16 protein-coding genes and 2 tRNA genes are annotated in these 20,827 nt (G+C 59.9%); 14 read left to right on the forward strand and 4 right to left on the reverse strand.

Annotated elements, in window-relative coordinates; all coding sequences use genetic code 11:
- Positions 1–4 precede the first annotated feature (4 nt).
- The 10 genes from H8F23_RS19495 to H8F23_RS19540 all read left to right on the forward strand — a co-directional run bounded on the left by H8F23_RS19495 (position 5) and on the right by H8F23_RS19540 (position 12,990).
- A complete protein-coding gene (locus H8F23_RS19495; RefSeq protein WP_371748301.1) occupies positions 5–1,378 on the forward strand; it encodes an N-acetylmuramoyl-L-alanine amidase in 1,374 nt (457 codons plus the stop codon).
- Between the two features lie 8 nt (positions 1,379–1,386).
- Positions 1,387–3,288, forward strand: coding sequence for a DNA mismatch repair endonuclease MutL (mutL, locus tag H8F23_RS19500; protein WP_175559558.1), 1,902 nt, complete (start codon positions 1,387–1,389; stop codon positions 3,286–3,288).
- Positions 3,288–4,259: a tRNA (adenosine(37)-N6)-dimethylallyltransferase MiaA gene (gene miaA, locus H8F23_RS19505; RefSeq protein ID WP_194935474.1), complete on the forward strand. Its 972-nt coding sequence runs from the start codon at positions 3,288–3,290 to the stop codon at positions 4,257–4,259. The genes mutL and miaA overlap by 1 nt, the downstream gene beginning before the upstream one ends.
- A gap of 95 nt (positions 4,260–4,354) precedes the next feature.
- Positions 4,355–4,615: an RNA chaperone Hfq gene (gene hfq / locus H8F23_RS19510; protein WP_007902656.1), complete on the forward strand. Its 261-nt coding sequence runs from the start codon at positions 4,355–4,357 to the stop codon at positions 4,613–4,615.
- Positions 4,616–4,627: 12 nt separating this feature from the next.
- On the forward strand, positions 4,628–5,929 hold the full coding sequence (gene hflX / locus H8F23_RS19515; protein WP_093430181.1) for a ribosome rescue GTPase HflX: 1,302 nt from the start codon (positions 4,628–4,630) through the stop codon (positions 5,927–5,929).
- A gap of 96 nt (positions 5,930–6,025) precedes the next feature.
- Positions 6,026–7,201 carry an FtsH protease activity modulator HflK gene (gene hflK, locus H8F23_RS19520; protein ID WP_016984785.1) on the forward strand — a complete coding sequence of 392 codons (1,176 nt, stop codon included), beginning with the start codon at positions 6,026–6,028 and terminating at the stop codon, positions 7,199–7,201.
- The gene (hflC, locus tag H8F23_RS19525) at positions 7,201–8,070 is read left to right on the forward strand and encodes a protease modulator HflC (RefSeq protein ID WP_016984784.1); all 870 of its coding nucleotides are present in this window, start codon (positions 7,201–7,203) and stop codon (positions 8,068–8,070) included. The genes hflK and hflC overlap by 1 nt, the downstream gene beginning before the upstream one ends.
- Positions 8,071–8,383: 313 nt before the next feature.
- Positions 8,384–9,571, forward strand: coding sequence for an ATP phosphoribosyltransferase regulatory subunit (locus tag H8F23_RS19530; RefSeq protein ID WP_038360371.1), 1,188 nt, complete (start codon positions 8,384–8,386; stop codon positions 9,569–9,571).
- 54 nt (positions 9,572–9,625) lie between these two features.
- Positions 9,626–10,915 carry an adenylosuccinate synthase gene (locus H8F23_RS19535; protein ID WP_007915835.1) on the forward strand — a complete coding sequence of 430 codons (1,290 nt, stop codon included), beginning with the start codon at positions 9,626–9,628 and terminating at the stop codon, positions 10,913–10,915.
- Positions 10,916–11,055: 140 nt separating this feature from the next.
- The gene (locus H8F23_RS19540; RefSeq protein WP_194935475.1) at positions 11,056–12,990 is read left to right on the forward strand and encodes a methyl-accepting chemotaxis protein; all 1,935 of its coding nucleotides are present in this window, start codon (positions 11,056–11,058) and stop codon (positions 12,988–12,990) included.
- A 109-nt stretch (positions 12,991–13,099) separates the two neighbouring features.
- Here the strand turns inward: H8F23_RS19540 and H8F23_RS19545 are convergent, their stop codons facing one another.
- The 4 genes from H8F23_RS19545 to H8F23_RS19560 form a co-directional block, all read right to left on the reverse strand.
- Entirely contained in the window at positions 13,100–14,665 is a 1,566-nt protein-coding gene (locus H8F23_RS19545; RefSeq protein ID WP_194935476.1) for an ABC transporter permease, read from the reverse strand.
- On the reverse strand, positions 14,665–15,675 hold the full coding sequence (locus tag H8F23_RS19550) for an extracellular solute-binding protein (protein ID WP_194935477.1): 1,011 nt from the start codon (positions 15,673–15,675) through the stop codon (positions 14,665–14,667). The genes H8F23_RS19545 and H8F23_RS19550 overlap by 1 nt, the downstream gene beginning before the upstream one ends.
- A 191-nt stretch (positions 15,676–15,866) precedes the next feature.
- Positions 15,867–15,953 (reverse strand) — tRNA-Leu (locus H8F23_RS19555).
- A gap of 180 nt (positions 15,954–16,133) precedes the next feature.
- Positions 16,134–16,220: transfer RNA gene (locus H8F23_RS19560), tRNA-Leu, on the reverse strand.
- 226 nt (positions 16,221–16,446) lie between these two features.
- On the opposite strand from H8F23_RS19560, the gene rnr reads away from it, so the two are divergent.
- From rnr to rpsR, 4 genes are all read left to right on the forward strand, one after another.
- Positions 16,447–19,077, forward strand: coding sequence for a ribonuclease R (rnr, locus tag H8F23_RS19565; RefSeq protein ID WP_093430184.1), 2,631 nt, complete (start codon positions 16,447–16,449; stop codon positions 19,075–19,077).
- Positions 19,074–19,841 carry a 23S rRNA (guanosine(2251)-2'-O)-methyltransferase RlmB gene (gene rlmB / locus H8F23_RS19570; RefSeq protein ID WP_095047304.1) on the forward strand — a complete coding sequence of 256 codons (768 nt, stop codon included), beginning with the start codon at positions 19,074–19,076 and terminating at the stop codon, positions 19,839–19,841. Before rnr ends, rlmB begins: the two co-directional genes overlap by 4 nt.
- Before the next feature lie 306 nt (positions 19,842–20,147).
- Positions 20,148–20,567 (forward strand): 30S ribosomal protein S6, encoded by a 420-nt coding sequence (rpsF, locus tag H8F23_RS19575; RefSeq protein WP_007915844.1) that lies wholly within the window; start codon positions 20,148–20,150, stop codon positions 20,565–20,567.
- A 29-nt stretch (positions 20,568–20,596) separates the two neighbouring features.
- Entirely contained in the window at positions 20,597–20,827 is a 231-nt protein-coding gene (gene rpsR / locus H8F23_RS19580; protein ID WP_002551829.1) for a 30S ribosomal protein S18, read from the forward strand.

A 20,827-nucleotide genomic window follows, 5' to 3' on the forward strand; every position in this document is an offset into this window, starting at 1 on the left:
GTTGATGGCAGTGACTGTCAACGCTGTGGCCGATTCAAAGGTCAACAGCGTGCGCCTGTGGCGGGCGCCGGATAACACGCGACTGGTCTTCGACCTGAGCGGCCCGGTGCAGCACAGCGTGTTTACCCTGACCGCACCGGACCGGCTGGTGATCGACATCAATGGCGCCACCCTCGGTGCACCGCTGAATGTGCAGACCGCGAACACGCCGATCACCGCAATGCGTTCGGCCCAGCGCACGCCGACTGATCTGCGCGTGGTCATCGACCTGAAGAAAGCCGTCACCCCGAAAAGCTTCTCGCTGGCGCCGAACGCGCAGTACGGCAACCGCCTGGTGGTCGACCTGTTCGATAACCCGGCCGACGCCGCACCGCCGCCTGCGCCGACGCCGCAGGTCGCGACTGTGCCAGCGGTGCCGGTAACCCCGACCGAACCGGCAATCAAGTTGCCGCCAGCCCCGGCCGGCAAGCGCGACATTATTGTGGTGATCGACGCCGGCCACGGTGGCGAAGACCCGGGCGCATCCGGTTCGCGCGGTCAGCGTGAGAAAGACGTAGTGCTGCAGATCGCTCGCGAACTGCAGCGTCAGGTCAACGGCATGAAAGGTTTCCGTGCCGAATTGACCCGTACCGGCGACTACTTCATCCCGTTGCGCGGCCGTACCGAAATCGCTCGCAAGAAAGGCGCCGACCTGTTCGTCTCGATTCATGCTGACGCCGCGCCGTCTGCGGCCGCCTTCGGCGCCTCGGTGTTTGCCCTGTCTGATCGCGGCGCAACTTCCGAGACCGCGCGTTGGCTGGCCGACAGCGAAAACCGTTCCGACTTGATCGGTGGTGCCGGCAACGTCAGCCTCGACGACAAGGACCGCATGCTCGCCGGCGTATTGCTCGACCTGTCGATGACCGCTTCGCTGACTTCCAGCCTCAACGTCGGCCAGAAAGTCCTGACCAACATCGGCCGCGTCACGCCACTGCACAAACAGCGCGTGGAACAGGCCGGGTTCATGGTGCTGAAGTCGCCGGACATCCCGTCGATTCTGGTCGAAACCGGGTTTATCTCCAATGCCAACGAGGCGAACAAACTCTCGGCATCGAGCCACCAGCAAGCATTGGCCCGCTCGATCAGCAGCGGCGTGCGCCAGTTCTTCCAGCAGAACCCGCCACCGGGCACCTACATTGCCTGGCTGCGTGATTCCGGCAAGATTGCTCAAGGCCCGCGCGATCATCGCGTCGGTCCGGGTGAAACGCTGGCGATGATCGGCGTGCGCTATCAGGTGTCGCCGGCCACGCTGCGCGCTGCCAATAATCTGAAAAGCGATGAGTTGAAAGTCGGTCAGCACCTGACCATTCCTGGCACCGAACTGGCGTCCAAAGAATGAACGAAATGCTGAACGCTGCCGCGCGCATCGAACTGCTCAGCCCACGGCTGGCGAACCAGATCGCCGCCGGTGAGGTGGTTGAACGTCCGGCCTCGGTGATCAAGGAACTGCTGGAAAACAGCCTCGATTCCGGCGCCAAGCGTATTGATGTCGATGTCGAGCAGGGCGGGGTCAAGTTACTGCGGGTGCGTGACGATGGCAGCGGCATCTCTGCCGATGACCTGCCGCTGGCCCTGGCCCGTCACGCCACCAGCAAGATTCGCAACCTGGAAGACCTTGAACAGGTGATGAGCCTAGGTTTCCGGGGTGAGGCGCTGGCCTCGATCAGCTCCGTGGCGCGCCTGACGCTGACCTCGCGTACTCGCGATGCCGATCAAGCCTGGCAAGTCGAAACCGAAGGCCGCGACATGGCACCTCGGGTGCAACCGGCAGCGCATCCGGTCGGCACTTCCGTGGAAGTTCGCGACCTGTTCTTCAACACCCCGGCGCGACGCAAATTCCTCAAGACCGAAAAAACCGAGTTCGATCACCTGCAAGAAGTGATCAAGCGTCTGGCGCTGGCGCGTTTCGACGTGGCTTTCCATCTGCGGCATAACGGCAAAACCATTCTCAGCCTGCACGAAGCCCACGATGACGCGGCCCGCGCCCGGCGTGTGGCGGCGATCTGCGGTTCGGGTTTCCTCGAGCAGGCGCTGCCGATCGAGATCGAGCGCAACGGCTTGCACCTGTGGGGCTGGGTTGGTTTACCGACCTTCAACCGCAGTCAGGCGGATCTGCAGTATTTCTTTGTGAATGGCCGGGCGGTGCGCGACAAGCTTGTGGCTCACGCCGTGCGTCAGGCCTATCGCGACGTGCTTTTCAACGGCCGTCACCCGACGTTTGCGCTGTTTTTTGAAGTTGATCCGGCGGCGGTCGACGTCAACGTGCACCCGACCAAACACGAAGTGCGCTTCCGTGACGGGCGCATGGTGCATGACTTCCTTTATGGCACGTTGCACCGCGCTTTGGGCGACGTGCGTCCGGAAGATCAGCTTGCCGGTTCCGTGACCACAGCTGTCGTGCGGCCAACGGGCCTCGATGCCGGTGAGTTCGGCCCGCAGGGTGAAATGCGTCTGGCGGCCAATGCGCTGCTGGAGCAACCGCAGGCGCAGCCGGCGTTCAATACCTCGTCCGGTGCCAGCGCTGGCGGGGCTTATCAGTATCAATACACGCCACGCCCACAATCAGCGGTACCGCCGGCTGCCGAGGCTCAGGCTGCGTATCGCGAGTTTTTCGCGCCGCTGCCTGAGGCTAATGCCAACGCACTGCCGGCCGGGCAGGAAGATATTCCTCCGCTGGGTTATGCCTTGGCGCAGTTGAAAGGTATCTACATTCTTTCCGAAAACGCCCAAGGGCTGGTGCTGGTGGACATGCATGCCGCCCACGAGCGGATCATGTATGAACGCCTGAAAATCGCCATGGCCAGCGAGGGCCTCAGTGGGCAGCCATTGTTGGTGCCGGAATCCCTGGCCGTTAGCCAGCGCGAGGCCGATTGCGCTGAAGAGCACGCCGCATGGTTCCAGCGTCTGGGCTTCGAGCTGCAGCGTCTGGGCCCGGAAACCCTGGCGATCCGCCAAATCCCGGCGTTGTTGAAACAGGCCGAAGCCAACCGTCTGGTCGGCGATGTCCTGTCGGACTTGATGGAGTACGGCACCAGCGACCGGATTCAGGCACACCTCAACGAATTGCTCGGCACCATGGCCTGCCACGGCGCGATCCGCGCCAACCGGCGTTTGGCCCTGCCGGAAATGAACGGTTTGCTGCGCGACATGGAAAACACCGAGCGCAGCGGACAATGCAACCATGGCCGACCGACCTGGACCCAATTGGGCCTGGACGATCTGGACAAACTGTTTCTGCGCGGTCGTTGATGAGCCAGCTTCCTCCAGCGATTTTCCTGATGGGCCCGACTGCTGCGGGCAAGACCGATCTGGCCATTGAGCTGACCAAGGTGCTGCCGTGCGAGTTGATCAGTGTCGATTCAGCGCTGGTCTATCGCGGCATGGACATCGGCACGGCCAAACCTTCGAAAGAACTGCTCGCCGAATATCCGCACCGCTTGATCGATATTCTCGACCCGGCTGAGGCTTATTCGGCTGCGGATTTCCGTCGCGATGCCCTGCAAGCCATGGCCGAAATCACCGCGCGCGGAAAAATTCCGCTGCTGGTCGGCGGTACGATGCTCTATTACAAGGCTTTGGTCGAAGGTCTGGCGGATATGCCAGCGGCCGATGCCGATGTTCGCGCGCAGATCGAAGAAGAGGCTGCACGCCTCGGTTGGCAAGCCTTGCACGATCAATTGGCGATCATTGACCCGGTGTCGGCGGCGCGCATTCACCCGAACGATCCGCAGCGCTTAAGTCGCGCGCTGGAAGTTTATCGGGTCAGTGGTCAGAGCATGACCGAGCTGCGTCAGCAACAATCTGCGCAAAGTACTGAAGCAGCCGCTTCGGGACTGCAACAATTGCCCTATACTGTCGCGAACTTGGCCATTGCCCCGGCGAATCGTCAGGTATTGCACGAGCGCATTAAACAAAGATTCACAAATATGTTGGAACAGGGGTTCCTCGACGAGGTCGTAGCCCTGCGTAAAAGAAGTGACCTGCATTCGGGGTTGCCGTCTATACGTGCGGTAGGCTACCGCCAAGTCTGGGACTACCTGGATGGCAAGCTGACGTTGGCCGAAATGCAGGAGCGCGGCATCATCGCCACGCGCCAATTGGCCAAACGCCAGTTCACCTGGCTGCGCAGCTGGGAAGATATACACTGGCTGGACAGTCTTGATTGCGACAATCTGCCACGCGCCTTGAAATACCTTGGGACCATCTCCATATTGAGCTGAGTCCTTGCAATTGCCGTCTATCCTTGGGGGTGTGGCGGCCAAAGCCATCTGAATTACCTATTTTTAATTATTGAATCCTTAAAGGAGTGCGGCACATGTCAAAAGGGCATTCGCTACAAGACCCTTACTTGAATACTTTACGTAAAGAGAAAGTTGGGGTTTCCATCTACCTGGTCAACGGTATCAAACTGCAAGGCACGATCGAGTCGTTCGACCAGTTCGTGATCCTGCTGAAAAACACCGTAAGCCAGATGGTTTACAAACACGCTATCTCGACAGTAGTGCCGGTTCGTCCAATTCGTCTGCCTAGCGCAACCGAATCCGAAGCAGGTGACGCTGAGCCAGGTAACGCCTGATAGGAGTCTCCTTTGTTCTTTGAGCGCCACGGTGGTGGTGAACGAGTGATCCTCGTTCACTTGGATGGACAGGACCCTGAGGCGCGCGAAGATCCGCAGGAGTTTCAGGAATTGGCTAATTCGGCCGGCGCCGAGACCGTTGCGTTTTTTAACGTGCCGCGTCATCGGCCAACCGCCAAATTTCTGATCGGCAGCGGCAAGGTCGAGGAACTGCGCGACCTGGTCAAGGCTGAAGAAGCCGATCTGGTGATTTTCAATCACATCCTCACGCCCAGTCAGGAACGTAACCTCGAACGTGTTTTCGAGTGTCGCGTGATCGACCGTACCGGTCTGATTCTCGATATTTTCGCCCAACGCGCCCGTACCCATGAAGGCAAGCTCCAGGTCGAACTGGCCCAGCTTGACCACATGAGCACCCGCCTGGTTCGCGGCTGGACTCACCTTGAGCGTCAGGGTGGCGGCATCGGCATGCGCGGCCCGGGTGAGACTCAGCTGGAAACCGACCGCCGTTTGCTGCGGGTCCGCCTGCGCCAGATCAAAGGGCGGCTGGAGAAGGTGCGCAGCCAGCGCGAGCAATCGCGACGTGGCCGCTCCCGTGCGGATATCCCTACCGTGTCTTTGGTGGGATATACCAACGCCGGCAAATCGACACTCTTCAACAATGTGACGAAATCCGATGTTTACGCGGCCGACCAGTTGTTCGCCACACTGGACCCGACCCTGCGCCGTCTGGATCTGGACGACCTGGGGCCGATTGTTCTGGCGGATACGGTAGGCTTCATTCGTCACCTGCCGCACAAACTGGTCGAAGCATTTCGGTCTACCCTCGAAGAGTCGGCCAACTCCGACCTGTTGTTGCACGTGATCGATGCGGCCGAACCGGATCGCATGTTGCAGATCGAGCAGGTGATGGTGGTGCTGGGCGAGATTGGTGCCCAGGACTTGCCGATACTCGAGGTCTATAACAAACTCGATTTGCTTGAAGGCGTTGAGCCACAAATCCAGCGCGACGAAAACGGCAAGCCCCAGCGGGTCTGGCTTTCGGCGCGTGATGGCAGTGGTCTGGAATTGCTTGAACAAGCCATTGCCGAATTGCTCGGCAGTGATTTGTTCATCGGCACACTGCGCTTGCCGCAACGATTCGCCCGACTGCGTGCGCAGTTTTTCGAACTCGGTGCGGTGCAGAAAGAAGAGCATGACGAAGAAGGCATCAGCCTGCTGGCCGTTCGTTTGCCCCGGGTCGAGCTGAATCGACTGGTAAGCCGCGAAGGATTGCAGCCGATGGAGTTCATCGAGCAACACACTTTGCAATAAAAGCCTGAAGAAGCGGTTGTGCCGTAACGGCAGGCATTCTGTAGCATTGGTCGGCGCGCCGTGGGTGCGTCTTTGCTTTATCAGATGGAGAGCGCTATGGCTTGGAATGAGCCGGGTGGCAACTCGAATAATCAGGATCCTTGGGGTGGCAAACGCCGCAATAACGGCGACCGCAAGGGGCCACCGGATCTCGACGAGGCCTTCCGAAAGCTGCAGGAAAGCCTGAACGGGTTGTTCGGTGGTGGTAAGAAACGCGGTGGTGATGATGGCGGTGGTTCGGGCAGGAGCGGTGGCGGCTTCGGCGGTCTGCTCGGCATCGGCCTCGTCGTGCTGGCGGCTGTCTGGCTGTACAGCGCGGTCTACGTGGTGGACGAGCAGGAGCAAGCCGTGGTGCTGCGCTTCGGCAAGTACTACGAGACTGTTGGCCCGGGCCTGAATATCTACTTCCCGCCGATCGATAAGAAGTACATGGAAAACGTCACGCGTGAGCGTGCGTACACCAAGCAAGGCCAGATGCTGACCGAAGACGAGAACATCGTCGAAGTGCCGCTGACCGTGCAGTACAAGATCAGCAACCTGCAGGACTTCGTGCTTAACGTCGATCAGCCGGAAATCAGTCTGCAGCATGCGACTGACAGTGCCCTGCGCCACGTGGTGGGTTCCACCGCCATGGACCAGGTGCTGACCGAAGGTCGTGAATTGATGGCCAGCGAAATCAAGGAGCGTCTGCAACGCTTCCTCGATACCTATCGCACCGGTATCACCGTCACTCAGGTCAACGTACAGAGCGCAGCTGCACCGCGTGAAGTGCAGGAAGCCTTCGATGACGTGATCCGCGCCCGTGAAGACGAGCAGCGTTCGCGCAACCAGGCTGAAACCTACGCCAACGGCGTCGTGCCGGAAGCCCGTGGTCAGGCCCAGCGCATCCTCGAGGACGCCAACGGTTATCGCGACGAAACGGTCTCGCGCGCCAAGGGTGAGGCCGATCGCTTTACCAAGCTGGTCGCCGAGTACCGCAAGGCACCTGAGGTTACCCGCCAGCGTCTGTACCTGGACACCATGCAGGAAGTCTTCAGCAATACCAGCAAGGTACTCGTGACCGGCAACAAGAACGGCCAGAGCAACTTGCTTTACCTGCCGTTGGACAAAATGATTCAGAACAGTTCGGGCAGCAATGCACCGGTCACCGGTTCGGCTGCCGCCAGCAACAACACGGACGTCACGCCGCATGTCACTGACCTGCCGCAGTCGCGCACAAGGGAGACCCGCTGATGAGCAATAAATCGCTGATCGCCCTGATCGTTGGCGTTGTTGTGGTACTGGTGGGCTGGAACTGCTTCTACATCGTGGCTCAGACCGAGCGTGCGGTGCTGCTGCAATTCGGTCGCGTGGTTCAGGCCGATGTTCAGCCAGGGCTGCATGTGAAAGTGCCTTACGTTAACCAGGTGCGTAAATTCGACGCACGTCTGATGACGCTGGATGCACCGACACAGCGTTTCCTGACCCTGGAAAAGAAAGCCGTGATGGTCGATGCCTACGCCAAGTGGCGCGTGAAGGATGCCGAGCGCTTCTACACCGCAACTTCCGGCCTCAAGCAAATCGCCGACGAGCGTCTGTCCCGTCGTCTGGAATCCGGTCTGCGTGACCAGTTCGGTAAGCGCACCCTGCACGAGGTGGTGTCGGGTGAGCGTGACGCACTGATGGCTGACATCACTGCTTCGCTGAACAAAATGGCGGAAAAAGAGCTGGGTATCGAAGTTGTCGATGTTCGGGTCAAGGCCATCGATCTGCCGAAAGAAGTAAACCGCAGTGTGTTCGAACGTATGAGCACCGAGCGTGAGCGTGAAGCTCGCGAGCACCGCGCCAAGGGTAACGAGCTGGCTGAAGGCATCCGTGCCGACGCCGATCGTCAACGCCGCGTGCTGCTGGCTGAAGCCTATCGTGAGTCCGAAGAGGTTCGCGGTGATGGTGATGCCCAGGCCGCTGCGATCTACTCCAAGGCCTACGGTCAGGATCAGGAGTTCTACAGTTTCTATCGTAGCCTGCGCGCCTACCGTGAAAGCTTCGCGAACAAATCCGACGTATTGGTCCTCGACCCAAGCAGCGACTTTTTCCACTACCTGGAAAAGGCCAAGCCTTGATACGCCGTTGACCTGAATCATTCCGCCCGGCGGCTAAAACCTCGGGCGGGGTGATCCTTTGGGAAAACGTGTGTATGATGCGGCAGCCGGGAAATTCCCGGCTTTTTTGCGTCTGCACGTTTGATTGCTGTTTTTTGTTGCAGGCATCGGGTTGAATGGCCCGAGAGTATTTCGAGGAAAGTGATGGGCGAAGCCGGTAACAGGCCTTTCGCCGCGTCGTTCATGCGCGTGCGTTTTGAACGGTTCGGTCATTTTCTGCTTCACTCAAGGCTCGCCCGCAGGCTGGCCGCCCGGATCAAAGGGGAATGGCGTAATGGCAACGGTAGACCGCTGGCTGCTGCCAGATGGCATCGAAGAAGTACTGCCACCGGAAGCGGCGCGCATTGAAGTCGCGCGTCGTCAGGTGTTGGATCTGTTCCAGAGCTGGGGTTACGAGTTTGTCGTGACTCCCCATATCGAGTACCTGGAATCCCTGCTGACCGGCGCAGGCCAGGACCTGGATCTGCGTACCTTCAAGGTCATCGACCCGCAATCGGGCCGGCAGATGGGTTTTCGTGCCGACATCACGCCGCAAGTGGCGCGTATCGATGCGCACACCCTGCGTCGCGAAGGTCCGAGCCGTCTGTGCTACGCCGGCAGCGTGCTGCATGCCCAGCCACGTGCACTGTCCTCCTCGCGCAGCCCGATCCAGTTGGGCGCCGAGTTGTACGGCGACGCCAGCCCGAGCAGCGACGTTGAAGTGATCAGCCTGATGCTGGCCATGCTGCAACTGGCCGATGTGCCGGATGTGCACATGGACCTTGGTCATGTCGGCATCTACCGTGGTCTGGCGCGTGCCGCCGGTCTGTCCGGTGAAGTCGAACAGCAGTTGTTCGATGCGCTGCAACGCAAGGCCATCGACGAGGTCATTACCTTGACCGAAGGCTTGCCGGCCGACTTGTCCGGCATGCTGCGGGCGCTGGTCGACCTGTGCGGCGGGCGTGAAGTGTTGAGCGCTGCCCGCGAACGACTGGCCAATGCGCCGGCGCCGGTTCTGGCAGCACTGGAAGATTTGCTGGCGATCGCCGAGCGCCTGTCGGCGCGTTTCCCGGACCTGCCGTTGTACTTCGACCTGGGTGAGCTGCGTGGCTACCACTACCACACCGGTGTGGTGTTCGCGGTGTTCGTGCCGGGCGTTGGCCAGTCCATCGCTCAGGGCGGTCGCTACGACGACATCGGCGCAGATTTTGGGCGCGCGCGTCCGGCGACTGGTTTTTCCACCGATTTGAAAACCCTGGTGACCCTGGGGCGTGCTGAGATCGAGCTACCGTCTGGCGGTATCTGGATGCCTGACAGTACGGATGCGGCACTCTGGCAGCAGGTTTGCCAGTTGCGCAGTGAGGGTCAGCGTGTCGTTCAGGCTTTGCCTGGGCAACCTTTGGCCGCCGCCCGTGATGCGGACTGCGACCGGCAATTGATTCAGCAGAACGGGCTTTGGCAAGTATCGCCACTGGCTTCTTGAGTTTTCCTGCCGGCCATCGCCGGCACCAAGTTTGCGCGAATGAGGACAAGTGTTATGGGTAAGAATGTCGTAGTCCTGGGCACCCAGTGGGGTGATGAGGGCAAAGGCAAGATCGTTGATCTGCTGACCGAACATGCTGCCGCCGTAGTGCGCTACCAAGGTGGCCACAACGCTGGCCACACACTGGTGATCGACGGCGAGAAAACCGTCCTGCACCTGATCCCGTCGGGCGTGCTGCGCGAAGGCGTGCAGTGCCTGATCGGCAACGGCGTGGTGGTTGCACCTGACGCCCTGCTGCGCGAGATCACCAAGCTGGAAGAGAAAGGCGTACCGGTGCGCGAGCGTCTGCGTATCAGCCCGTCCTGCCCGCTGATCCTGTCCTTCCACGTGGCGCTGGACCAGGCCCGTGAAAAGGCCCGTGGCGAGCTGAAGATCGGTACCACCGGTCGCGGCATCGGCCCGGCTTACGAAGACAAGGTGGCTCGTCGTGGCCTGCGTGTTGGCGACCTGCTGAACATGCCGCGCTTCGAAGACAAACTGCGTGAACTGGTGGATTACCACAACTTCATGCTGGTCGGTTACTACAAAGAGCCAGCCATCGAGTTCGAGAAAACCCTGGCCGAGTGCAAGGAATACGCTGAGCTGCTCAAGCCACTGATGCTCGACGTCACTGCCGAGCTGCACGACCTGCGTCGCGCCGGCAAAGACATCATGTTCGAGGGCGCCCAGGGTTCGTTGCTCGACATCGACCACGGTACCTACCCGTACGTGACCAGTTCCAACACCACTGCCGGTGGCGTAGCGACCGGTTCCGGCGTTGGCCCGATGTTCCTCGACTACATCCTGGGCATCACCAAGGCTTACACCACTCGTGTCGGTTCGGGTCCGTTCCCGACAGAGCTGTTTGACGACGTCGGTGCACACCTGGCCAAACAAGGTCACGAGTTCGGTGCGACCACCGGCCGTGCCCGTCGTTGTGGCTGGTTCGACGCCGTTATCCTGCGTCGCGCTATCGATGTGAACAGCATTTCGGGCATCTGCCTGACCAAGCTGGACGTACTCGACGGTCTGGAAACCATCAACATCTGCGTTGGCTACAAAGACGCCGAAGGCAATGCCGTTGCTCCGACCGACGCTGACAGCTACGTAGGCCTGCAGCCTGTGTACGAAGAAGTGCCGGGCTGGACCGAATCGACCGTGGGCGCCAAGACCCTGGAAGAGCTGCCAGCTAACGCTCGCGCCTACATCAAACGCGTTGAAGAGTTGATCGGCGCACCGATCGACATTATTTCGACGGGCCCGGACCGCAACGAAACCATCGTTCTGCGTCATCCGTTTGCTTGATAAGTCGTTGATGTAAAAACACAAAGGCCCCTTCATCGGGGTCTTTGTCGTTTATGCCTGTTGGACGGCATGACCTTTGCTGTGAATCTGTCTACAAGAGTGCCATCAAATTAATGGCGTCAGAAGTAGAGGTATTCACAGTGTCGGCCGTTCTCTCACTGTTACAAAGCCGTTTGTTGCGCCCCGTGTTCGTTACCCTTGGTATCGCCCTTTTGGTGCAAGTGTTGGTGGCCGTTGCCCTGACGCGGAGCACCGTCACGGCGCTGGAAGCTGACTTGGCGGTGCGCCTCGGCGCCGACAGCCAGAAGCTCTCCGGTGAACTGGAGCAGGCCGGGCGTGAAGTCACCTCGAGCCTCGATGCTTTGTCTGCCAGCACCCGCCAGCGGCTTACCGCCGGCCTGTCCTCGCGCCTGAAAGAAGAGCAGGCGCAACTGCGTGCGACGCTGGAAAAAGATCTGAAAGATTCGGCCAATGACATGGCGCAATTGCTCGCCTCGGTAGCGCCGCGAGCCATGTGGGACAGCGACGTACCGACCCTGTCCGAGTTCGCTCGCCGTGCCCAGCGTAATCCCAATGTGTTGTTCGTGGTCTACGACGACGCCACCGGCCAGCACCTGACCCGCTATCTCAATCGCGAAAACCCGATCAACAAGGCCTTGCTGGAAAAGGGCCAGGGCGAGCGTGCACTGGATAAAGTGCTGGATGCGGCGAAGAGCGATCCATCGGTTTACTACCTTGAAGCCTCGATCAATCCCAATGGCGTGGAAATCGGCAAGGTGCTGATGGGCGTTTCCACGGCGTCGGTGGAAACCGATCTGGCGGCACTGGACAAGCGCTTCTCGGCGCTGATCGCGAGCAGTGATCAACTGGTCGGCGACAGCCTCAAGGGCGCTGCAGCGGACAGTGCCAAAGCCATGCAGGCGCGCCTGCAATCGGCGCAGTCAACCGCCGTCGAAATGAAAGCCAACACCGCCAATACTGTTCAAGAGGCGGCAGCTACCCTGCGCTGGCGGATCGGCATGGGCCTGGCGTTGGTCGGCTTTGGCGTGCTGCTGTTACTGGCCGTCGTGCTCGGCCATCGCGTGGTCAATCGCCTGAAGATGCTCAACGCTGCGATGGATGACCTGGCGGCGGGCGAGGGCGACCTGACCAAGCGTGTGCAGATCAACAGCAAGGACGAAATCGGCGACATGGCCTCGGCGGTCAACCGCTTTGTGGATAAGTTGCAGCCAATTGTGCGCGAAGCGGGCGATGTCGCGCAGCGTACCGGCGTGGAAATCGGCGCGATGACGCTGCGCAATGCCGGTGCCGATGCGGCGGCGGGCATGCAGCGTGATGAAGTGGCGGAGAGTCTGCGCGCGCTGTCGCAAATGGCTGATGAGGCGCAGTCGGAAAGCCATGCGATGCAAGCGGCTTTGAAACAGGTTGTGGATATTCGCCAGGCCACCGACGAAAACACCCGGACGTCCGCCAAGGTCGGCAGCCTGATCGAGGCGTTGGCGGGGCAGGTCGATACCGGCGCGAAAGTCATCGAGCGGCTGGCTCAGCAGAGTGAGCAGATTGAGGTGGTGCTGACGGTGATTCACGGGATTGCCGAGCAGACCAATCTGCTGGCGCTCAACGCGGCGATTGAAGCCGCGCGTGCTGGCGAGACCGGGCGTGGATTCGCCGTTGTTGCCGACGAGGTGCGTGCGTTGGCGAGCAAGACGCAAAGCTCCACCGGCGATATTCAGGCGCACATCGTGGCATTGCAGCAGGGCGCTCGTGAGGCGGTCGAAGCGATCGGCCAGGCCGGGCGTCAGGCCAGCGAAGGTTTACTCGTGTTGCGTGACAGTGCGCGCTTGCAGCATTCGGTACAGGTCTCAGTCGAGCAGGTGCATGCGGCGATTGGCTTGGCAACGCAGGCGGCTGCGCATCAGGCGCAGGGAGCGCAGGCTGTGCGTGGGCGCGTCGAGACAATTCATGCGCAGGCCGAGAAAGCGGCGCAGGCGGTGGTGGAGACCACTGCGAGTGGCAAGGTGCTGGATGGTTTGGCGGCGCAGCTCAAGGCGAGTCTGGGGCAGTTCAGGGCTTGAGGTCGTCTGGGCGGGCCTCTTCGCGAGCAGGCTCGCTCCCACATTGGATCGCGTTCCTCTGATGGAACTCGGTCAACATGTGGGAGCGAGCCTGCTCGCGAAAGCGGTATCAGCGGCTCAGATACATCCGGGTCGTCAGCAAATAAACCGGCAGCCCCGACACCAAAATCAACAACGCCGCATAAGGCGCCGCCGCCGCAAACTCGACATTCGCAGTATGCGCCCAGACCTCAGTCGCCAAAGTGTTCAGCCCGGTCGGACTCAGTAGCAACGTCGCCGTCAACTCCTTCATCGCATCCAGAAACACCAGCGCAAACGCCGCGCCCAATGCCGGGAAGATGATCGGCAACGTCACTCGGCAAAACGCCGTGAACGACGAAGCCCCCAGCGTTCGCGCAGCCTCTTCCAGTTGCGGTGCTGCCTTGTTCAGTGCCGTGCGAATCGGCGCCTGCGCCAATGGCAGAAACAGCAGCGCATAAGCGATCAGCAGCAACCCCGAAGTCTGGTAAAGCGCTGGCACGTAGTGCAGGGCGAAATACACCAGCGTCAGCGCAATCACCAGGCCCGGCAGCGCATGCAGCAGATACGGCAAGCGCTCTGCCCAGATTGCCAGTTGGCCTTTGTAACGCACCACCAGCAAGCCGACCGGCACGGCCAGCACCAGACACAGCGCAGCTCCGCCAAGAGAAAGTGCCAGAGAAGAAAGCAGGGCTTCAGTGATCGCTGCCACCGGGAATGCTGCGGATGAACCGACCGCCAGCCAATACGCCAGCATCCCCAACGGAATCCCGCTGCCGACAATTGCCAGCATCAGGCAATACAGCTGACCGACCGTGGCCCATGGTCCTAGCCGAACCTGTTCAGCCTGGCGCGCGGCACCTTGTCCGGTGCGCACATGCCGACCTTTGCCGCGTACGCGCAGCTCCAGCCACAACAACACCAGACACAGCGCCAGCAGCACGGCGGAAAGCATCGCCGCGTTCGCGTTACTGAACTCCAGTTCGAATTGCTGATAGATCGCCGTGGTGAAGGTTTGCAGGCCGATGATCGACAGTGCACCGAACTCCACCAGCATGTGCAAGGCAATCAATAGCGAGCCGGCCAATAGCGAAGGCCAGAGCAGTGGAAGGGTCACGCGGAAAAATACGCCCCAGCGATTCTGCCCAAGGGTGCGCGCCGACTCTTCAAGGGAGGGGTCGAGATTGCGCAGAGTTGCCGCCACCGGCAGGAAGATCAACGGGTACTTCGACAGGCTCATCACCAGAATCGCCCCGCCAAGCCCTTCGAACTGCGCGCTCAGCGAAACCCAGGTAAAGCTGCTGACAAACGCCGGCACCGCGAACGGCAGGCACAGGATCACGCCCCATAGCCGACGCCCTGGCAAATTGCTGCGCTCCAGCAGCCAGGCCAGCGACAGACCAATCACGCCGCAGGTGAGGGTTACGCCAACCATCAACGCCAACGTGTTGCGCAACAGGCCGAACACATACGGGCGCCACAACAAATGCAACGCCTCGGCCCAGCCGGCCTGCCAGGCCTTGAGCCCGACATAGGCCAGCGGCAACAGGCTCAGCACCACCAGTAACAACACCGGCAGCACCAGCCAGATTGATGGCCGCTTGCGTTTTGGCACGTAACCCCCGCGTATGGCGGGGGCCGATAACGATGCGGTCATCAGTTCAAGCCAACTTCGCGTTCCAGCTCCAGCGCTTCTTCGGCATTGCCCAGATCGGCCGGGGTTACGTTCGGCGCTTCCAGTTCGCTGAACGGCTTGAGTCCGCGATCCGATTCCATGCCTTTGTGCAGTGGGTATTCGGCGGTGGTCTGGGTGATCACGCGCTGACCTTCTTCGCTGGCCATATAGGCGAGGAATTGCTGGGCTTCTTTTGGATGTTTGCTGGATTTCAACACGGCAGCGCTCGACACGGTGATCAAGCCACCTACGTCGCCACCGGTGAAGTAATGCAGTTTCGAATCCAGTTTGCCTTTCTCGCGTTGCAGGGCGAACCAGTAGTAGTTGTTCACCAGCACGGTGGCGACCTCGCCGTTTTCCACGGCTTTGAGTGCGACCATGTTGTTGCTGTAGGTCTTGCCGAAGGCGCGCAGGCCGGTCAGCCATTCCTCGGCGGCATCGCGACCGTGCATTTTGATGATGGCGACGGCTTGTTCCTGGAAGGCGCCGCTGGTCGGTACGAATCCGACCTTGCCCTGCCACTGCGGATCGGAGAACTCCATCACCGATTTCGGCAGGTCTTTTTCGTCGACCAGTTTCGGGTTGTAGGCGACAACGCGAACCCGCGCTGTCACGCCGATCCAGGTGCCGTTACCGGCGACATATTTTTCCGGGAGCACAGCCAGAGTGGTGTCATCGGTTTTGGCCAGCAAGCCCAGTTCGCCGAGATTGTTCAGTGGTGGCGACTCTTCGGTGTAGATCACGTCGGCGGGAGAGCGGTCGCCTTCTTCGATGATCTGGCTGGCGAGCTGATTGCTGCTGCCTTTGCGCACGTTGACGTGAATGCCGGTCTTGGCTTCGAAGGCTTTGGCGATCGCGTCGCCGACTTCCTTGTGCTGGCCGTTATAGAGAGTCAGGGAAACCGCATCGGCAGCCTGGGTGAGGGGAGTGGCGAGCGCCAGGCCGAGGAAGGTGAAGGTCAGGCCTCGGCGCAGGGTATTTCGAAACGTCATTCGCGGGTTCCTCACTGTCGCATTGCAAAAACTTGCAACAATGATAAACGATATTGTTTCTCAAGTGCGCCTTGCGGTGGGGCTGGCGTTTTGATAGGTGCGATGGTGATGGGGTTTCGGGAAGCCAGAAACGCAAAAACCCGCTTTCGCGGGTTTTTGTGAAATCCAAGGTCGTAACCTTGAATTTGAATTGGTGCCCAGAAGAAGACTCGAACTTCCACGACCGTAAGGTCACCAGCACCTGAAGCTGGCGTGTCTACCAATTTCACCATCTGGGCAATCATCGCTAGCGTTGCCGCTGTTGATGTGGCGCACTATACGGAGCGCGTTTTGATCTGTAAACCCCTGATTTAATTTTAATAAATCAGTTTTAAGAAAAGCCGGGCTTAGAATGCAAAAAACCCGCTTTCGCGGGTTTTGTGTGAGCCTTGAAACTGATCTAGTCTCAAACTCGAAATTGGTGCCCAGAAGAAGACTCGAACTTCCACGACCGTAAGGTCACCAGCACCTGAAGCTGGCGTGTCTACCAATTTCACCATCTGGGCAGTATCGTTAACGCTTGTGCGTCGTCGATGGCGCGCACTATACGGAGCGTCTTTTTAACTGTAAACCCCTGTCAGCAAAAAATATGATTTTTTTTACCGGCGGTGTTCAAAACGGCTTTCAAGCGACGATACAGACCCTCATAAGGGCCTTATATAGTCGGAAATTTCCCGTTTCATGGCGCCTATGCCAAACTAACCCGCATATAGACAAGGTGAAAACTCTCTAATGGCCGATTGGCAGTCCCTCGATCCCGAGGCCGCTCGTGAAGCGGAAAAATATGAAAACCCTATTCCTAGCCGCGAACTGATCCTGGCGCATCTCGCCGATCGGGGCTCGCCGGCTGCCCGCGAGCAACTGGTGGAAGAGTTTGGTCTGACCACAGAAGATCAGATCGAAGCCCTGCGCCGCCGCCTTCGCGCCATGGAGCGCGACGCTCAACTGATCTACACCCGCCGCGGCACTTATGCGCCGGTCGACAAACTCGACCTGATACTCGGTCGCATCAGTGGTCACCGTGACGGTTTCGGCTTCCTGGTGCCGGACGACGGCAGCGACGACCTGTTCATGAGCCCCGCGCAAATGCGTCTGGTGTTCGATGGCGACCGTGCGCTGGCGCGTGTGTCCGGTCTCGACCGTCGCGGTCGCCGCGAAGGCGTGATCGTCGAAGTGGTGTCCCGTGCTCACGAAACCATCGTCGGCCGCTACTTTGAAGAGGGCGGCATCGGCTTCGTCGTCGCGGACAACCCGAAGATCCAGCAGGAAGTGCTGGTCACGCCGGGCCGCAACGCCAACGCGCAGATCGGTCAGTTCGTCGAGGTGAAAATCACCCACTGGCCGACGCCGCGCTTCCAGCCGCAAGGCGACGTGGTTGAAGTGGTCGGCAACTATATGGCGCCGGGCATGGAAATCGATGTCGCCCTGCGCACCTACGACATTCCGCACGTCTGGCCTGAAGCCGTTCTGAAAGAAGCGGCCAAGCTCAAGCCGGAAGTTGAGGAAAAGGACAAAGAGAAGCGCGTCGACCTGCGCCATTTGCCGTTCGTCACCATTGACGGCGAAGATGCCCGCGACTTCGACGATGCTGTTTACTGCGAAGCCAAGCCGGGCAAGCTGCGCCTGTTCTCCGGCGGCTGGAAGTTGTACGTGGCGATTGCTGACGTTTCCAGCTACGTGAAGATCGGTTCGGCGCTGGACAACGAAGCGCAGGTGCGCGGCAACTCGGTGTACTTCCCTGAGCGCGTGGTGCCAATGCTGCCTGAGCAGCTGTCCAACGGCCTGTGCTCGCTGAATCCGCACGTCGATCGTCTGGCCATGGTTTGCGAGATGACCATCTCCAAGTCCGGCGAAATGACCGACTACTGCTTCTATGAAGCGGTGATCCATTCCCACGCGCGTCTGACCTACAACAAAGTCAGTGCGATGCTGGAAACGCCGAAAGTCGCCGAAGCACGCAAACTGCGTGGTGAGTACACCGACGTCGTGCCTCACCTCAAGCAGCTTTATTCGCTGTACAAAGTGTTGCTGGCTGCCCGTCACGTGCGCGGCGCGATCGATTTCGAGACCCAGGAAACCCGGATCATCTTCGGTTCCGAGCGCAAGATTGCCGAAATCCGTCCGACCACCCGTAACGACGCGCACAAGCTGATCGAGGAATGCATGCTGGCGGCCAACGTGGCCACCGCCGAATTCCTCAAGAAGCACGAAATTCCTGCGCTGTACCGTGTCCACGACGGCCCGCCACCGGAGCGTCTGGAAAAACTGCGCGCCTTCCTTGGCGAACTCGGCCTGTCCCTGCACAAAGGCAAGGACGGTCCATCGCCGAAGGATTATCAGGCGTTGCTGGCAAGCATCAAGGATCGTCCGGATTTCCACCTGATCCAGACCGTGATGCTGCGCTCGCTCAGTCAAGCGGTGTACAGCGCTGACAATCAGGGCCACTTCGGCCTGAATTACGAAGCCTATACCCACTTCACTTCGCCAATCCGTCGCTACCCGGACCTGCTGACGCACCGCGCGATCCGCAGCGTAATCCATTCGAAACAGGACACTCCGCACGTTCGCCGTGCCGGGGCAATGACCATTCCGAAGGCGCGCATCTATCCGTACGACGAGGCGGCGCTGGAGCAGCTCGGCGAGCAGTGCTCGATGAGCGAACGCCGTGCCGACGAAGCGACCCGCGACGTGGTGAACTGGCTCAAGTGCGAGTTCATGAAGGACCGCGTGGGCGAGTCGTTCCCGGGTGTGATCACTGCGGTCACCGGTTTTGGCCTGTTCGTTGAGCTGACCGATATCTACGTCGAAGGTCTGGTCCACGTCACGGCGCTACCGGGCGATTACTACCACTTCGATCCTGTGCATCACCGCCTGGCGGGCGAGCGCACCGGTCGCAGCTTCCGTCTTGGCGATACCGTTGAAGTGCGCGTCATGCGCGTTGACCTCGACGAGCGCAAGATCGACTTCGAGATGGCCGAAAAAACCATCAGCGCACCGATCGGTCGCAAAAAACGTGGCGCTGAAACCGCTGCTCCGGCGGCCAAGGTTGCGGAAGAAAAGGCTCCGGCTAAATCCGCCAGCCGTCGTCCAGCCAAGGAAAAAGCGGCTGAAGCCTATCGTCCAAGCGACGCCGTGGCGAAGAATGCCGAGCTGCGCAAAAGCCGTGAAATGAAGAAGGCTCTGCTTTCTGACGCTAAAAACGGTGGTAAAGCGGCGTCCGGGGGAAAGACCGGACGGTCGGCGCCTGAAAAGGCCTCCGGCGGCAAGCCAGCGAAACCGAGCAAACACCGTAAGGGGCCGCCAAAAGCGGGCTCCGCTCCAGCCAAAAGTGGCGGGGCACGTAAACCGAAGGCGAAGTCATGAGTCAGTTGGAAAAAATCTACGGCGTTCACGCGGTAGAAGCGTTGCTGCGTCACCACCCGAAGCGCGTCAAGCAGATCTGGCTGGCGGAAAGCCGCAACGATCCGCGCGTGCAGACCCTGGTTGAGCTGGCCAACGAAAACCGTGTTCAGGTCGGCCAGGCCGAGCGTCGCGAAATGGACGCGTGGGTTGAAGGCGTGCACCAGGGCGTGGTCGCGGAAGTGAGCCCGAGCCAGGTCTGGGGCGAAGCGATGCTCGACGAATTGCTCGATCGCACCGAAGGCGCACCGCTGTTGCTGGTGCTCGACGGTGTGACCGATCCGCACAACCTCGGCGCCTGCCTGCGTTCGGCGGATGCGGCCGGTGCGCTCGCGGTGATCGTGCCGAAAGACAAATCGGCGACCCTGACGCCGGTCGTGCGTAAAGTCGCTTGCGGCGCGGCAGAAGTGATTCCATTGGTTGCCGTGACCAACCTCGCTCGCACCCTGGAAAAACTTCAGCAGCGCGGTCTGTGGATTGTCGGTACTGCGGGGGAGGCTGAGGTCAGCATCTACGACCAGGATCTGACCGGCCCGACCATCCTGATCATGGGCGCCGAAGGCAAAGGCATGCGTCGCCTGACCCGCGAGCACTGCGACTATCTGGTGAAGCTGCCGATGGCCGGTAGCGTCAGCAGCCTCAACGTGTCGGTTGCGACGGGCGTGTGCCTGTTCGAAGCGCAGCGTCAGCGCGGTGCAAAAGCCAAGGCTACTGCCAAGAAATCCTGATCTGCTGCACATCCCTTGTAGGAGTGAGCCTGCTCGCGATAGCGGTGCAACATTCAGCATCAAAGTTGAATGTTGCCCCCTCATCGCGAGCAGGTTCACTCCTGCATTGTTTTGTGGGAAGGCGAAGATCGGTGATTGTTCAAATAATCACCAATTGCCTTGCACCTCCTCTGTCCCTTCTCTACAATTGCGCCCCTTGCTGTGACGGCAGGCACGCATGTGCCCCGCGCCAGCAAGTTCATAAGTGTCATTCACTCCTTGTCTGACCGTTTTTGAGCGGCAGGCTACAACCCGTAAGGAGCATTCATGCGTCATTACGAAATCATCTTTTTGGTCCACCCGGATCAAAGCGAGCAAGTCGGCGGCATGGTTGAGCGTTACACCAAGCTGATCGAAGAAGACGGCGGCAAAATCCACCGTCTGGAAGATTGGGGCCGTCGTCAACTGGCCTACGCAATCAACAATGTTCACAAGGCTCACTACGTGATGCTGAACGTTGAGTGCACTGGCAAGGCCCTGGCCGAGCTGGAAGACAACTTCCGCTACAACGATGCAGTGATCCGTAACCTGGTCATCCGTCGCGACGAAGCCGTTACCGGCCAGTCCGAGATGCTCAAGGCTGAAGAAAACCGCAGTGAGCGCCGTGAGCGTCGCGATCGTCCTGAGCACGAAGGCGCTGAAAGCGCTGAAGGCGAAGAGAACGACAGCGATAACGCTGACGAGTAATCCACGGACCTTATTAAGGAGCCTATCAAATGGCACGTTTCTTCCGTCGTCGTAAATTCTGCCGTTTCACCGCTGAAGACGTGAAAGAGATCGATTACAAAGATCTCAACACTCTGAAAGCCTACGTATCCGAGACCGGCAAAATCGTTCCAAGCCGCATCACCGGTACCAAAGCTCGTTATCAGCGTCAGCTGGCCACCGCTATCAAGCGCGCCCGCTTCCTGGCCCTGCTGGCCTACACCGACAGCCACGGCCGCTGA

Origin of the sequence: Pseudomonas neuropathica (assembly GCF_015461835.1) — a bacterium.
Lineage (GTDB): Bacteria > Pseudomonadota > Gammaproteobacteria > Pseudomonadales > Pseudomonadaceae > Aquipseudomonas > Aquipseudomonas neuropathica.